At 33.9% G+C, this 16,609-nt stretch carries 9 protein-coding genes and 1 pseudogene; 2 read left to right on the top strand and 8 right to left on the bottom strand.

The genetic code is table 11. The features are described 5' to 3' along the window. Nucleotides 1-260 precede the first annotated feature (260 nt). The 3 genes from ACH8JV_RS08875 to ACH8JV_RS08865 all read right to left on the bottom strand — a co-directional run bounded on the left by ACH8JV_RS08875 (nt 261) and on the right by ACH8JV_RS08865 (nt 3,508). Nucleotides 261-1,277, bottom strand: a complete 1,017-nt coding sequence (locus ACH8JV_RS08875) for a hypothetical protein (protein WP_396520753.1) — start codon at nt 1,275-1,277, stop codon at nt 261-263. Nucleotides 1,278-1,475: 198 nt separating this feature from the next. Beyond that, on the bottom strand, nt 1,476-2,399 hold the full coding sequence (locus ACH8JV_RS08870; protein ID WP_396520751.1) for a hypothetical protein: 924 nt from the start codon (nt 2,397-2,399) through the stop codon (nt 1,476-1,478). Between the two features lie 131 nt (nt 2,400-2,530). Beyond that, complete coding sequence (locus tag ACH8JV_RS08865) at nt 2,531-3,508, bottom strand: hypothetical protein (protein WP_396520749.1); 978 nt, start codon at nt 3,506-3,508, stop codon at nt 2,531-2,533. Nucleotides 3,509-4,001: 493 nt separating this feature from the next. Here ACH8JV_RS08865 and ACH8JV_RS08860 point away from each other — a divergent pair, with 493 nt between their 5' ends. Continuing rightward, a complete protein-coding gene (locus ACH8JV_RS08860) occupies nt 4,002-4,232 on the top strand; it encodes a helix-turn-helix transcriptional regulator (RefSeq protein ID WP_396520747.1) in 231 nt (76 codons plus the stop codon). A gap of 56 nt (nt 4,233-4,288) precedes the next feature. Here ACH8JV_RS08860 and ACH8JV_RS08855 read toward each other — a convergent pair whose 3' ends face one another. From ACH8JV_RS08855 to ACH8JV_RS08840, 4 genes are all read right to left on the bottom strand, one after another. Then, on the bottom strand, nt 4,289-6,586 hold the full coding sequence (locus ACH8JV_RS08855) for a hypothetical protein (RefSeq protein ID WP_396520745.1): 2,298 nt from the start codon (nt 6,584-6,586) through the stop codon (nt 4,289-4,291). Nucleotides 6,587-6,905: 319 nt separating this feature from the next. Beyond that, complete coding sequence (locus ACH8JV_RS08850) at nt 6,906-11,942, bottom strand: RecQ family ATP-dependent DNA helicase (protein WP_396520743.1); 5,037 nt, start codon at nt 11,940-11,942, stop codon at nt 6,906-6,908. A 182-nt stretch (nt 11,943-12,124) separates the two neighbouring features. Next, complete coding sequence (locus tag ACH8JV_RS08845; protein ID WP_396520741.1) at nt 12,125-13,135, bottom strand: hypothetical protein; 1,011 nt, start codon at nt 13,133-13,135, stop codon at nt 12,125-12,127. A gap of 314 nt (nt 13,136-13,449) precedes the next feature. Next, a complete protein-coding gene (locus tag ACH8JV_RS08840; protein ID WP_396520739.1) occupies nt 13,450-14,796 on the bottom strand; it encodes a tyrosine-type recombinase/integrase in 1,347 nt (448 codons plus the stop codon). A gap of 275 nt (nt 14,797-15,071) precedes the next feature. On the opposite strand from ACH8JV_RS08840, the pseudogene ACH8JV_RS08835 reads away from it, so the two are divergent. Further along, nucleotides 15,072-15,404, top strand: a pseudogene (locus ACH8JV_RS08835) (CerR family C-terminal domain-containing protein); the annotation flags it as partial. Here ACH8JV_RS08835 and lpxB read toward each other — a convergent pair. Further along, the gene (gene lpxB, locus ACH8JV_RS08830) at nt 15,401-16,576 is read right to left on the bottom strand and encodes a lipid-A-disaccharide synthase (RefSeq protein ID WP_396520737.1); all 1,176 of its coding nucleotides are present in this window, start codon (nt 16,574-16,576) and stop codon (nt 15,401-15,403) included. The pseudogene ACH8JV_RS08835 and the gene lpxB overlap by 4 nt on opposite strands. Nucleotides 16,577-16,609 lie beyond the last annotated feature (33 nt).

Genomic DNA, 16,609 nt, shown 5'->3' with positions numbered 1-16,609 from the left:
CGATGAAATTGGAAGTGGACAATATATGTATGGGCATTTCCCTCCCACCTACATCATCAAACAAATCATTTGACCATCACTATGATTTTACTACCAGATAAGCTTTAATTTATCTAAATTAAAGCAGAAATTTTAATATATAACATTAGCTTAACAAATTGAGAAGAGATACAAGATGAATTCTATATTACCTAAAAATAGGCATGCCCTATATGACACCGTAATAAATTTTGATAATGATTATAAAGATACAACTCTTTCTATTCGCTACTGTTATCATCTTTCAAAAATTCAGGAATATTCTGGGGCCGTATATCAAAAATAGAAGAAACAATTTTTTGATCCAATGCTTTATTTAAAGTAGAGGAAAAGTCGGTCACGCTTGATATCACCTTTTCTTTATTAAGAAGACTACGCCAGTGGGGTCGAATTTCGTGAGGGTTTTCTGCGCTTAAAAGACGTACAAGAGTCATATGGGTAAATTGAAGTCCCTCCTTCTCAGCAATATAATGTAAATAAGTACGAGAATTTATCTGCTCAATTTTTTCAGCAAGATCCCAAGTAGCAAATAAAGATTTAATGTCACTTTCTAAATCTAGAATCTGCATCTTCTCATAATTTGTAAAATACACATCCTCAAATTTCATTGTATCTAATTCTGTTTGCTTATTTTTTTCTTTTTCTATACTCAATAATTCCTCTTGGTCTAACCAGAAATGTAATCCAGCTCCTTCTCCAATTTTATAAGCAATATCACCAGCTAATGCTCCAATTAAATTCTCTTTCATTGCTGTTTCAAATGTAATATTAAAATTTTTATTAAATTTTTTCATATGTCTGGCCTCAAAAAGTAGCCAAATATTATGAAATTTCCATGCAATCAATAACGGCATACTTACCAAATCTGCATAACGTTTTAAGCGTTCCAGATAATCTGGTTTAAAAGACAATACATTTCCTTTTTTTGATTTCACTTCAATTAAAACAGGAGATTTATTGGTTTGAGTTGAAAATTTTGCTAGTAAGTCTGGGACTTGAAATCTTTGTTTAGATATAACAGGTACTTGTTGTTGGTCGAGCTTATGTAAAAGTAGACACTTTCCTAACCATGCACATACCACTGAAAATTCATCTTCAACTGGCAGGCCAATATCAAGTCTACGAACTTGCTCAACCACAGTATCAGAATCAAGATCATATCCAAGCTGCGCTAGAACTTCTTGGATCAGCCGAGGCAAATCATGTGGAGCTTTTTTTCTTTTACTTTCCTCTATCATGGATTTATGCCCTCTCCCCTATTTTTAATAAACTGTCTTTAAAATACTAAACCATCTCAACTACTGTTTCATCAAGCAGCCCAATTCTATTAATAACTTAAACATCAGCTAAATAATTTAGAAGAGGAGATCAAAGAATATTTCCTTCAAAGAGGAATGGTGAGGGCTGATTAACAACCCTATTCTTTTCCAAGCGTATTAACCTCGTCTACGAGGCACTCTACCAATAAAGGGCTTAAAAGCGATAGGCCAGACCCGAACATTCGTTGAAGTCTCGGCTGTACTTGTTAAATCCTGTCGTAGCAATAAATCAAGGTCACTCTTATCATCAAACTCACCAAACATGAATCCAACAGGATGAGTTTGTGCTGTCACCTCTATATCTAGATCAATACCCATTCCCATACTTTCAGTCGCAAAATGCCAAAGCTGTATTAGCATCATAACAATCGATGCTCTATCCTGATAAATATTTGCGTTCAAAGTCAATGAAAGTAGTAACCCATATTCATTTTTTTCAGGTAGACGAACGACCCGTTGATATTGAAATAAATAGTCCACTGGAAAATATCTAAACTGGTTCAGAAATTTCTCAAAGGACTTGATATGCTTCGCCATATCAAGAATCGATACATAATTTGCGTAATCGGGCAGATAGCCCAGAAACAGATTAATCTTATTCAGGTCAAAGTAATGTTTCGTTGCCTCATCATAAGCATTGCTGTATTGCTCAACAAGTTTACCGTGCTTTTCCTCTCTGGCTTTCAGTTCTTCCAGAAATGCTGGAACACTAAATATCTTAACCAGCTTGGCAAGAATTAATTCAAGCAACTGTACTCTATACTCTGGCACATGCACTGGATGCGCACCTAGTCGCATCAACTCCTGTTTACTGGCATAAAAGCATTGTCTAAATGACTCAATCCAGATTCCCGATTGCAACTCATTTGTAATACATAAGAAGTTCCAAAAGTTGTAATACTCTAAAAATCGTTCAAACCAGTATGTGTGATCGTAATCACCACCGTGCTTAAACCGAACACGTAAATACATTTGGTTAATATCTCGCTCAAAACGAGCAGCGACATCATGTTCCAGATAAGTTGGGGTAAAATTAATCATCGTCTTATTCCTATTTGATTGTGCTTAATCGCATAAGAAGTCCAAGCCGATAAAAAATTATTGCAGGGTAAAAAACGAAATCACTCATATTAAAAAGTGATCTCGTCCATAAACATTATCTACAATAAGCCCTAGCAACCGAGCCATTCGTAGTCATACAGATTAAATTCAACGTGAGGGTTTAACTGACGACGAAAACTACGTTCATAATCGCCCTTGTCAAAGCTATGTGCTGCTCTCGATACCTTGACTCGTAGCCGTTGCTGAAACTTGCTTGGTCGGGTGAGATATAGAGCAGCATTGATGGCATTCTTCACTTTTTGAGGATCATCTCGGCTGACTAGCCCCAAACCATCTATCCCCTTTGCGATATAACCGTCACGGACTTCTGAATCATTGATATTGAAATAGGTCCCGCATCCTTCTGTAATCTTCCCCCACTCTTCACCAACAAGCTTCCCTAGATGCCGATCATTATCACGCTCCGAATAATCATAGATGAGAAGTAAGTGAATATGATAACCGCCTTCCTGCTCTCCCTGTTCTATCGCCCAGGCATGGCCTTGCAAATATTTAAAGCCCCCATCTGCATTGGAAAGTCGGTTACATAGTATTGCTACATGCCCATAAACATCATCAATCGTAATTTCTTTGGGAGAGTTCTTACAGTACTTCAAATCCACCCGTACAAAGTTTAGACGGCTATAGTGCTCTATCAGGCTCTTTACATATTTCCCAAGACTACAAGCATTGCGCTTTTCCTGCCGGGTAAAATCATATCGTTCACCTTTGATCATCGATTGATAAGAATTGTAGATACCTACCATAACTCTAAACCACTCATCACAGTGTTCAATATCTGCTAGTGAATAACCTTTGAATCGGCACAAGGCATCAACAGGGTCGACTACATTGAGTTTAAAGAGATTAATAAAGGGAGCGTAATGCAACTCAGAGTCATATATCTTTTTAAAGCCCTGAATTAGTTGACAGCACTCTCGAACAATGAGTTTAAGTCTGGCAGGATGACGCCATTGATCTTGAGATAACTCCCCAACTTTAATCAGGAGTTTCTCAATTTTTAGTAGTGTTTGTGCTTCAGTTTGCATGTGTTAGTCCTATGAGTTAAACATCATAGCTATGTCGTCATGTATATTTTTTAATTGTACTGAGTCACTACACACCGTTCTCTATAACCTAACTATCTCTTGTACACCTACTCTCTGGTAGTCTTATCACCACCAGAGTAGTCATTGCCCTATATAGACATAAGTCATGTGTAAGTAAGGTAATAGCATTACTATGAGTTGATATCTGATATATACAGAAAGTAGATAAATAATCGTAGATAGTAGTAGGAATAATATAAATAACCCACTAAGGCATGCAGGTTGAACTACCCGTATAGCCAAACATCTTGGATAAAAGGCTACTCCTTTTACCGAAAAGATCTTAAAAGTTGGGGTAGCTAAAGTTACGCACACAACTATTGGAAATATGGCAGCAAGCATCTGCCTTGTTTCCAGATCACAAGCATTTATTTTTTATTGGGTTGCCCATGGTATGTGCACAAACGCACGCATTTCTTAAAAGGAATAAACCATGAATGCGTTTTTAACTCAAACAACTTTCGTGATGAACAAAATCATCAACATTAAACAAGTGATAGAATTTACCGGTCTAAGCCGTGCTACGATCTACAACTTGTTAGACCCTAAATCAGAATACTATGACCCTACTTTCCCTAAACAGGTTCGCCTAACCACAAACCGTGTTGGCTGGTCCGCCTTTGAAATTAATGAGTGGATTGAATCAAAGCTAGCCCAACGTTAAGTTGTGCTAGAAGTACAATTAAAACTATCTATACATATTTTTAATACCTATAGAGACTAACTGTTTCTGTTAGAGGATTTTCTCAGTTTATAGTTCATTTTCCCTCTTATAGATTTTTGAGACATGGGAAGAAAATAGGTTAAGCAGTAAAGATCACGATGGACCAAATAAAAACACCAATTCCTTAAATATTTACTTAGGTTTAATTTTTTTGGAGAAGTTTTGTGCGATATAAACTCTCCAAGAATATGAGCAATAGTGTTTGATTGATCATGTAAGTTAATTTCAGACAGATGAGAATTGCTTAACAAGATAGAAGTAGACCCATTATTTTTTTTATTTTTCTCATTGATTTGTTCACATAGAAATTCTATCAATGGTTGTAAATTCTGCTCAATATAGTGGGAATCTATGAATAAATTTAATTCAAAATAGTAGTTATGGTTTTTAAAATCAAACTCCCAACCACCTAAGTAACCCCGTATACCACAAAATTTCCTTTGCATAGGGTCCATTGACTGTCTAATAAGCTTATCAATTAATGGCAGTATTGATGCATCTTGAGTCGACTCAGAACCTAATTGAATACGAATTAGCTTATGTATTTGTCCATTTTTTAACATTGCATGACAATACTCTTCCAACTTCCGAAAAGATTGTCTTCTTGAACGCTCTTGAATACTGAGCCATTCCTGCACTGTTTGCTCTTTGGTTGCCTGTGACTGTGTTTCAACTACCAGTTCTTCTCTCTCTGGACAGATACCTTTTATATTTGTATGTAACTCGAATAAGGGTAAAAACTTTTGAATCGGTAAATTTAGATAATTCCTAATTTCACTTATTAAATCCTGATAAAACCATACTTGCTGGTTTACAATTGATGTATTGGATAATTTTTTATTGTCAACGTGTTCGAATGCATTCAGAAAGATACAAGAACGAACTCCCTGTAAATTATTTTTTTTAATTACATTAGCTCTAAATAAACTTGAGTTATTTCCAATTACACTGAGTAGCAACTTGGCTAGATCATGATGAATGATCTTCCCATCAATGATTTCCGTAGCAGGTTGCTTCCAATGTTGAGCTAATAAGGTAATTACTTCGATTTGTAATAATTTTTCCCATATGTCTTTTTCTTCATGGTCTAAAAAATTGACAATATACTCGTAACAAAAACATATATCTTTAATATCTTTCTCAAGTGGCTTTAATAGTCTAATGTCTGAAAAATATTTTTTAAAAAGGCTATCATTTTCTATATCGTAAATTATTTTTTGCTTGTGCTTTCTTGTTTTTTTAGGAACAGATACCGATTGAAAATTATGGACTGAAGGATATGCTGTTATACCTAGATCACCCTGTAATTGTTCACCATTTAAAAATATCGGCAAAAACTCATCAATTAAAGCGATATAGGCTAGAGGTCCTTCAATAAATTTTTGATAACTAACCCCCTCTTTACCAACTATCGCTATGTTGTTTGCAAATATATAACGATCAACGATTACATTTCTAAATTTAGTTTCAGCTATTAAATTTGGAGGGCAAGCCAATTCGTTAGATGAAGCTTTTAACTTTTCAAAAGCCCTTTCCCATGTCTGTTTGATATGCAAGTAATAGTGGTTAACAGGTACACTTTTTAAATTTTCAAAAAGCCCAATGAAAAAGATCGAAAAGCCGTCCGTGACACTATAATCGAGTTTATGGAAACAACCTCTATATTGGTTCTGTTCTTGAAGTAATTGTAAAAAGAAACTAAAGTGTTTTTTGATAATATCTTTGGAAACACCATTAAAGTTATAGCTTAAATCCACATATACAGCTTTCAAAGATTTGTCTAGATGAAAGTATTTATCTAACTGTTCCTTAAATAATGGCAAAAAGGTTCTATTATCCGTATCTAAAGGATGTGCTTCGTTTCTAAATACAGAATTCAAAAATCCCAGTGAAGGAATACTATTCACATTGTGTTGCTTGGCAATAATATTCAACACCAATGAATATGATCTGAGGGGATGCTGTAAAGAGTTTCTAGCAGAAAACTCAACTTCGTTTAGAATGACCTCAGAAGTAGGATTACTCTTGATAGGATAGTAATATCTATTTTTATTTAGAGTTTGTAACGATCTTAAATTATCTAAACATGCCGAAACTTTATCCAATTTTTCTCGCGACAACTCTAAGCCATATTGGTGTCTCAGGCTTATTTTTTCAATCTCTAATAAACTTAAAATAATTTTCTCAGTTGTAGCTACTATTGCTTTTTTCTTGTGATCACTACTCTTCCCCATGCGATGCAAATAAAATAAAAAACAAGTTTCCAATATCTCTATTTTCTTATCAATATCCATCAAAAATCCTATACTCAGCAAGGTGAGAGTATTAAATCATTAAAAATTTAGCATGCTTTTTCAAAGCCACTATTATAATAAAATCTCTTAATCTTAACTAAGAGATTTTTATATTTTACTATAGCGTTTTTCTCAAATAAGAATCTTTCCTATAAATTAGCCACATCTTTCCAATTCAGAATAAGTCACAAGAGGCATGCCTTACCTTTCATTCATGCCCTCAACTCATTTATATTTATTATCTATAAATAATTTAGTGAAATATAATTTCCAAAGTGGCACATAGCATCACTTTACAACCCTCTAGCTATCCACTTTATTAACATAATTGCTGTGTGATTTTAAAAAAAGGAACCACAACATGGTGATTATTTTCTAAACCAAAGTAACCAGCCTTTTCATAGAAAGAACGATCAGCTTGATAATATTCTATTATACAAAAGCTGACACATTCTAATTTCATACTACTTAGATTTCGCTTTTTTAGTCTGCTAATGCAATTGCTAGACAGTTTTCCAATCAGACCATATTTTTTACTTTTTAAGAAAATACTTTCCTTTTGATTATATCGTTTTACTTCAACAGTGAATTCTTGGTTAATACTAAAATCATTATCATAAGCCAATTTTTGGATATTGTTCCGGCCCTTCTCTGTAATAATTTCTGGATAGGACAAATAAATATCTGCCAAACCAAGTTGCTCATAATAGGTAATCTCATTAACCAACGGTACAGCTGGAGGATTAATCGTAGGAGAATGCCGTTGTAAATAATTTGTTAACATATTATTTGCACTCATTGCTGCCTCTTGTGACTGTATCAACGTAAGACTTTTTTTGGCTCGAGTGAGTGCAACGTACATTGCTCGGACACTACTTGTATCATCTATTTTCTTAAATTGACGCTTCTGATCAAGAATGTAAACATGGTCATATTCACAGCCTTTTGATGAATGATATGTTGACAAAATAATTAAATTTTTCATACCTGAGTCTGGCCTAATCAGTAGCAAATCTAAAAGTTGCTGACAAGTTAAGTCTTTTTCATCAACAGATAAACGCTGTATAAGACGCTTAAAACTAAAGTCCTTTTGGGAAAAACCTTGGTTTTCGACCCATTTGACTGCAAAATTTTTCGGATTACCTTCAATAATATCGAGAGCAGGACGACGCTGTAAATCCTGAATAAATTTCTTAATTAATAAACTCTCATTAAAATCCAAATCATTTTGCTGATTGAGTAACTGGAAGTTTAATTTGGCTTCAATAAGGCAATGTTGTATTAAAAATAATTCACTCCATTCTCGAACGAGAATCGCAAAATTTGACCAATCACATTTTGAAGAAGCTTGTTTATCTTGGATGTCTTTTATCATCCATTTTATAGCATCCAGATTCATAGATTGATTAGATAAGACTAGCTGTAAATTACCACTTTCTTGACGCCCCTCTTTAGTAACGGAACGAATTGCATATTCGTTTGTTTTTAAGCGCTCGTGGGCTGGCAGCATATTTTGAATATAAGTATTGGCTAGTTGTACAATATCTTTAGGACTCCGAAAGTTATCAATTAAATAAAATATATCTTCTTCTGCTATTTGAAAGTCTTTCTGGAAGTTTCGGATATATTGAATATTAGCTCCTCTAAACCCATATAGATTTTGATCATCATCCCCTACAGCGACCAAGTAACCACGTTGGAAAATATCATTTTCTTCCTCGTCATTGCTTTCTACTTTTAGCCCTGCTAGATGCGAAATGATACTGTATTGAACGTCATCAATATCTTGAAATTCATCCACTAAAATATATTGAAAAAATTGAGGATTATCTTGCAAATACTCAACAGCCTGTTCTAAGAGCCATTGATATTTATAATTATTATCTCTATGAGGAGGAGCTTGATTTTCACTAATATTAGTTAAATGACGAGCTAAGCCATGGAAAGTAAAGATATTTACCTGAGCAGCATATTCATATCCAATCAGCTTAATCAAACGCTGCCTTACTTCAAATACAGCTTGACGGTTATAAGCCAAGATCAGAATCTTTTCCGCAGAAATATTACAACACATGATCAAATTAGCTACCCGATGCACAATAATCGTAGTTTTACCAGATCCCGGTCCTGCAATTATTAACATTGCTCTCCGTTGGTCATCTGAAATAATTTCTCTTTGCATAGGACTTAAAAATTTAGGGAAAATCTTTTGTTCGTAATTCTCTAAATGTGCTTGTTTTGAAAGATCTGGATCAGAAAGATATTTTTCACATACATCTTCAATATCCAAGTTAAAATAATCTTCAACTAAATGTTTTTTTACTTCCAAATCACAGCTTAACCAATGATTTAAGATATGTAGGCGACGATTACGATCTTGATAATGTTTCTCTAAGTATTGATAAGCATCTTTAGATGAATGAAAGCGCTTACGTGCATGCTCACCAACTGGTCGATCAATAAAGAATATTTTTTGCGCTTCATCATCTAAGCGACTTACATTGAGCCACCCGAAAGACTGCATATATTCTAAGTTCTGTAAAAACTGTTCTGGGCAAATTCCCTCTTTATCAACTAATACTTCTATTTTTAGCAACTGTGTGACTGGATTTGTTTGACTCGCGGTATCTTCAGTATATTTAAATACTAGATCAAGACTTTCAGCAAGTTCATCCATTTGCTTTTTGGCTGCTTGTATCCAATCCCGCCAATGACTCATTTCTAAATTAATAGGTGACACTCTTAAGCTATATTTATTCTCTTTAATTTTTAAAATTTTAAAATTTTTAAAGATATAAAAAATTTCGCGTGATTTTATCTGTTTGTTATGTTGAACAAACCATTGGTCTAAAGCTCTCAAATCAATACGTTCGACTTCTTCTGGCTCATACATACTCCAACAATCTTCTAATGTAACCAAAGCATCACGTTTATGCTTCAATTGACGTTGTAAAAGAGCATGTCGTTTTGAAAGTCGAATACGCACTTCACATGCCCAACGTGCACAATCAAGTTTCACCAATTGTCGAATACCCCGAAGCAGGCTTTTAACGTTAAGCCCAAGCGCTACAGAGATTTCGGGTAAATAAAGTTGACTATCATTTTGTTGGATTAAAGGTAACAGGCGTCTATATAGCTCTGCTGCTTGACCTTCAGTAGATGGTGGAGCATCTTTCAATTTCAAACTAAGGAGGGCTGGTAAATGTTCCTTTTCAACTAATAGGTTATATTTTTCTAATGCCAATAGGATGACACGAATCTGGGTGACCAGCTCTTCGCCTTCAAATGATAAAAATGTTTGTAATTCTTGTGCAGTGAACCATCTATCTGAAGCTTTTTCACGTTTAAGCACATTAGCAATCACTTGTTGCCAGCATTCTAATAATACTTTATGACCGCCAATTTGACTATCAATATTCTGCTGTACCAGCTGATCTAGATCAGTTTGGCTCCAGTACAAAATTGCGCGCCCTTTTTCACCTAATTTACGTGCGGCACGGCCAATTTCTTGCAAATATGATTCTAAATTAGGGGGTGGTGAGTAATGAATGACCGTATGAATATTGGCTCGATCAATCCCCATACCAAATGCATTGGTACAAATAACCACATCCAGTTGATGCATTTTGAATTGTTCTAAAATCCTTTGCTTATCATTAGAAGACATACCTGCATGGTAAGCTTGGGCAATAAAACCCTGTTTACGTAACTCTTGTGCAAACTCTTCAGTTTTACTTCTACTACGCACATAAATAAGAACAACAGGATGATCATCTGTAAGTGTTTCTAAAGTTGGTTGCTCAAGTGAATTTCTGTCAGAGAATATTTGTGCAAGTACCTTACGAATTTCGGGAAGTCTTTGGGACCGCTCAATTTGAATAAATTCAGCTTGAATATTATCACGCCATACTTTTTGTGTTTTTTCTACCATTACGGTTTCAAGAGGTAAACCAATCAAATAATGGAGAGGTTGAACAATTTCTTTATCAATTTCGTCAATCACACGTTGTGCTGCTGTAGCAGTAACTAACATAAGTTGTGGTGCTGTCGCGTTTTCATCGCGATAACACTGTGCAATTAGCCTACCAATACGTAAAAAATCTGGCCTAAAGTCATTACCCCATTGAACAATAGTATGTGCTTCATCAACGACCCATAAAGCTGGACGTCTTCTAGATAGTAATGTTTGTATGGTATGTGTCCGTAAGCGTTCTGGACTGATGTAAAGTAAATCAATTGTGCCAGACCAAACTCCTTCCAAAATTTTTGCTTGTTCTTCTTCCGTTTGTCCCGAAATTAAACATGCAGCACGATTTCCCCAGTGACCAGTATGACTTAATCCTATTACTTGGTCCTCCATAAGAGCCTTTAATGGAGAAATAATTACAGTAAGTTCACGACGATACTTACTTAGGATTAATGCAGGGAGTTGAAATGTTAAGCTTTTACCACCGCCAGTTGGTAATAAGCCCATAGGAATGCTACGAGCTTGAGCCAATTGATGGACAATTTTCTTTTGCCCTTCTCTGAGTTCAAATCCAAAAAAATCTTTACTCTCTTGATCAAAATCAATCTCTGTAAATTGTTGGTTATTCCAAAATACTTTTTCAGCCTGAGTAAATTTTTCTCCAAAATCAGAGATATCTTGTAACCAGGTTGGACGTCGGCAAGTGGGCTGTTCTAAATGCAATAGCCAATGAGCAAACACAATAGCACCTAAATTATCCAGAGATTGATTAGGCAATGCATTCATCCAATTAATAAACTTTTCATTCTGTCCTTGAGGAATCAATGCACTATAATCCAAAGCCTTCTGATTTACATAAGACTTCGGGAGAATATTAGAAAAAGGAAGTTTTTTTTCAATCCATTCAACTAGTTGTGGATGTATACCTTCTTGATATGTTTTGCAAACTCTCTGATAGTAATGGTAGCTTTCTATGCAATCATAAATAGGATCGTTTATCGTACTTTTAACTTTATAAAGTTTTAATAAAGAATGGCTGGGTTGATGTGGAAAAATTAAATTGGTTAACAGTAAAGTATCTAAAGCTTTAGATTGGCAAATATCATCAATTGAAAGATGATAAGGAGTATGTTGTTTTAACCATAGAAGATCGAAAGCTAAAATATTATGTCCACACACATGTTTAGCTTGACCTAAAATTTGTATGATAATTTTAAGATCATTTCTTGAAAAATTAAGAGCATAAAAAGTTTGATGATCAATATCTGCGACAACTAAACCGCCTAATATTAATTTTTCTGATTGTGGATCTATTTCTAAATCAATCCAAACATCCTTTTTATAAAATAAATCGAGTGCTTCAGTTAAGCTAACCTGAGAAATTTGCATATCATTTATATCGTATATTTAGTTTTGATCATAATATAAATTTAAAAAAGAATAACTAATCTAAATCAACTATAATTAAACCTAGAGTCAGCAATCTATCTTATCGTATAAATAAACCATTTCTAGTTAAGTTATATCTAGTTCATCCAATTAAATTCTATATTGTTACTGAGGTAATATATTTAACGCGAAGTAACTTCTACAAAAAAATCATTCCACACAACTCTCGTTTTTTTCTCACACCACTTGATCGCTTCTCTCAATAAAAAATATTTTTCCATATTCAAAATAACAAGCTCTAAATCATCTTCTGAATGTTTTGTATTATTCTTTAAAGTTATAGAACATACATTATCGCCAAATCCCATATCATCAATTAAAAATTCTAAATCAAAGATATCTACAATAGCATTCAGATAATTTTTGAACAAAATATCTGTTCGAAATTCCCCATAGTAGTTAAAAAGACTATGAGAGTGATTATCACCAACCACATTATGAATAAAATCAAAAATTGTATTTAGTACATGAGATGGTATATCTTCATCAACTTTAACACTAAATAAAAAATAACGGCGTATAAGTTCTAAATACTGTTCATGATTAGTGGGATTCAAAGGTAGCTCTGGATTCTCTTTGAGTAAGTTCTTGAAGATGTTGATTGGGTAACTAGCCTGTATAGATTCTATTTGATCACTATCTAGTAAACCTTGCCCCCAACTAATCAAGCGTCCATTAAATTCTGGGCATAAAAACTCAATATAGGTATTATGCAAATGACTTGGATTCTCAATAAATGACTTTTTTTTCTCAATTTTTATTTGAATTTTTTTATCTTTTAAAATTTCGCCGATTAATTCCTGATGGGTATAAATTTTTAAGACCAACCGAAAGTGCTTCCAATACTCTGGTATAAAATCTAAGACATAATGCGCCACATTTTTAAAATGAGGATAATCTAAATGTATAACTTTACCCTCACGTGCAGAAAGCATCGCTTTAGCAATACTATAATGTTTTTCTAGATCTGGTTGCACACCAATCAATTTAAAAAATTCTTTTAAATGCTGATAATTAGGATTCAACTTATCATTCACTACGCTTGAAAATACATGATCGTTCCGATACAAAGACTTTATATAATCTTCAACGATACTTTTATAATTTGCAAAAATTGATTTTTTCTCGGTCATTACTAGTTAAAATTGAGGCATAGGTATTGTAATATAATATATATTTTCAAAAATAATTTAAAGTTTAAAAAATAATTTCCGCTCTATTTAAAATTTAGCTAAAACTCAAATAGTACTTTACAATCCCTTGCTTAAATTCACTATTTCAAAGTTTTACTAAACAAAATAATTTTATTATAAAAAAATCATTAAGAAGCATCTACTATCTTCACAAAGTCAGTATATAAGGTTATAAAAGAAAAATCAGTCTTTTTCCTTTTAATTATTTAAATAGATTTAAAATAAAATTATCTAAAATTAATTTCCAACTTTTATTATTTTAAAATATCTAAATAATCAGCCCACTTCTGTAACCAAATTGCACATTCTTTTTCATAAGTATACAAATTATAGGTCCCTTCAATTCCTTTTTTCGAATGACCAAGCACGGCTTCTGCAATATCTGTTGGGCAGCCTAACCGTGATAAATTTGTTCTCAAGGTTCGTCTCAAATCATGAGGGTTCCAATCTTTCATATCTTTTGGCCATAGTTGACAAGGTTGGAGTTTATAAGTTTTTGCTCTATTTTCATCTTTCAACACCCACTTAACTTCTGTTATTGTTTTCTGCGCTATTGATTTACCAGTTCGCATTGAGGGAAATAAATATTTATTATTTGAACTCGGAAGCTCTTTTAAATACTCCATACATTGCCTAGATAATTGAACAAAACGTTCAGTACCATTTTTAGTTCCTTTTAAATGCCAAGTTGCTTTTTCAAAATTAATATCTATCCATTCAGCAGAACAGATTTCTCCTGTACGAGCTCCTGTCCAGAGTGCAAGCATTAATATGCTTTTATGGTGTTTCGAGAATCCAGATATTGGTATCCAAGAAAGTACGTGTTTTAACTCTGACTCAGAAAGCACACGAGTACGTTTATTGCAGGTAAGTTTAATCCTGGTTTGTTTTAAACTTGACTTAGCAAGTAATGCAGGATTAGCAAAATTTTCTGGAAAGTAATCCAAACCAATTGCATAATCATAAGCAGCTATTAACCCTGATAATACTCTTCCAGCTTGGACCTGCGCCCCTCGGTCAATAATTCCTTTAATAAGCTCCACAATATCTTTTCTTACTAAATCTTCAGCAGGTACATTACCTAATTTAGCAACTACATCTACATATAAAGTCCTTCTAACCTCTTGTTGACCTTTTAAAATACGTGAACCTTCAATAATTCTTTTAGCCCCAGTACGTTGATCAATAATTACCCTATCCTCAACTACCTCAGTTAAGTAGAGATCAATTACATCTTTTAAAGTTAATATTTTAAGAGTAATTTCTGACTTTACTTTTTTTTGTTTTGAGGCAATTTTCTGTTCTTTCTTTTCCGATGCAGGGCAAATACCTTCTGATCTTAAAAGCTTCAACTTTTGAAGTTCAATACGCGCCTCAGCTAAAGACATATGAGGATAATTACCCAAAGTGATTTTTTTTAATGAGTTATCTATCGGACTTCTATAACGGTAAACAAAGCTTTTAAGACCTGTTTTCCCACAGACCACTCGTAAACCAATATATTCTCCAATATCACTTTTATCTGGATCTCCCACCTTCATCTTGTCTATTGCACGAGCTGATAATGCTACTTTATTTTTATTGTTTATTTCCTTGCTCATTTTAGGAATCCTTTTTGTTAGTCAGTTTCAATTTGTTCAGATAGCAACCGTGAAAATTTAAGTTAACCTTTCGCACACTATTGACTCAATTTTGCCACAAAAAAAGGTATACTAAAAGGTATACTTTTTCTTTAGATTAGGTCAGATTTGCATAGATGTTGTTAGCTTTGGCTGGACTATTAAACCTCCACAATAAACTATTTTATTATTTAAATTTAATAACTTAAAAAGTTTAAAAATCATAAAAACAATAACTCTCAAAAATTATCACACACCTCTGGCATGGCAAAGTCTTTATTCGTGAACTCTTTTCACCTTCTGAGCATTTATTAAATTTTATTGAACTTGCAGGTATGAGGAAATTTTTTCTTATTCGTAGGCTCATTAGTCAAGTTGCTGGTTTAGATGAAAATGATCCAGCTGTTTTGCCTTGTATTTTAAGCGTGATGACACCTTGCATGATGCTCATTATTGCAGGGCCAAATGCTCAAGCACCTGAGCCGCTTAAAAATATTGCTCAGATGCCATTACACGATTTAGTTGAACATTTTAAGAAATTTTCTTTAGCTGGCTTAAAAGCAATTAGCCAACCAAATCTTACAAATTAGCGATTTAAACATTGCAAAATGGCTTGTACCGGATCTTCTGTATTTCCAGAAATAAGTTGTTTATGCATAGTTAAATGTTGCATCACTTGAATTTGAGCTGTTTCAACATTCATTAGTTTTTCTATTTCAGCTGCTAAATTTTCTGGTGTTGCATCAGCTTGTATCAACTCTTCAATGACTTTCTTACCTGCAATAATATTAGGCAAAGAATAGTAAGGAATTTTCACTAAAAGCTTAGCAATTATATAGGTCAACCAATGCAATTTATAGAAAGTAACCATTGGTCTATGCATGAGCATAGCTTCTAATGTCGCCGTTCCAGAAGCTAACGCGATAATATCACTTGCATTCATGACCATACGGCCAATTTTAGATTCACTATCAGTATTTTCTAAAATATGAATGCAGGCCTTTAAATGAGGTGCTAATTGTTCAACACCCTGCTCAATCTGTTGCTTACGGGCATCATTAATTGCTGGAATTAAAAATTGGATGTCTGGATATTTTGTATGCAAAATATTAGCAGCACCCAGCAGCATAGGAAGGAGTCGCTCTACTTCACCTTTTCGGCTACCCGGTAACAAAGCAATATGCTTCTGATTTTCATTAAGACCTAATTGCTGCTTAGCAATTTGAATTGGGTTCTCAAGTGGCAATTGTTTAGCTAATGGGTGGCCTACAAATGCTGCTGGAACTTCATATCGTTCATAAAAAACTTTTTCAAAAGGAAATAAGCAAAGTACTAAATCTATACTCTGTTTAATGCCATGAACACGTCCTTGACGCCATGCCCAAACTGAAGGACTGACATATTGAACTGTTTTTATTGGAAGATTCTTTTCTTTAATACTTTTAGAAAGTCTGAGGTTAAAATCTGGCGCATCAATACCAATAAAAATATCAACTGGATTTTGAGTCCATTGGTTAATTAAACCATCTCGAACGGCGAATAGCTTTTTTAAGTCTTTTAATACCTCAACAATCCCCATCACAGACAGAGTTTCCATTGGGTAATAACTGTTAAAACCTTCAGCAATCATTTGGGGTCCACCGATTCCCTCAAACTCAGCATCGATTCCTTGCTCACGGAAACTACGCATGAGTTTCACACCCAGTGTATCTCCAGAAACTTCCCCAACCACAATGCCTATTTTAAGTTTTCGATTTGCCAAGGCGAGTTACCCAAAAATTTGAAATAATGCATT

It is taken from the genome of Acinetobacter sp. ABJ_C5_2 (genome assembly GCF_044538485.1).
In the GTDB taxonomy this organism is placed as follows: domain Bacteria; phylum Pseudomonadota; class Gammaproteobacteria; order Pseudomonadales; family Moraxellaceae; genus Acinetobacter; species Acinetobacter nosocomialis_A.
The sequence above is the reverse complement of the archived record's forward strand: the minus strand, read 5'-3'. Positions and strand labels throughout refer to the sequence as shown.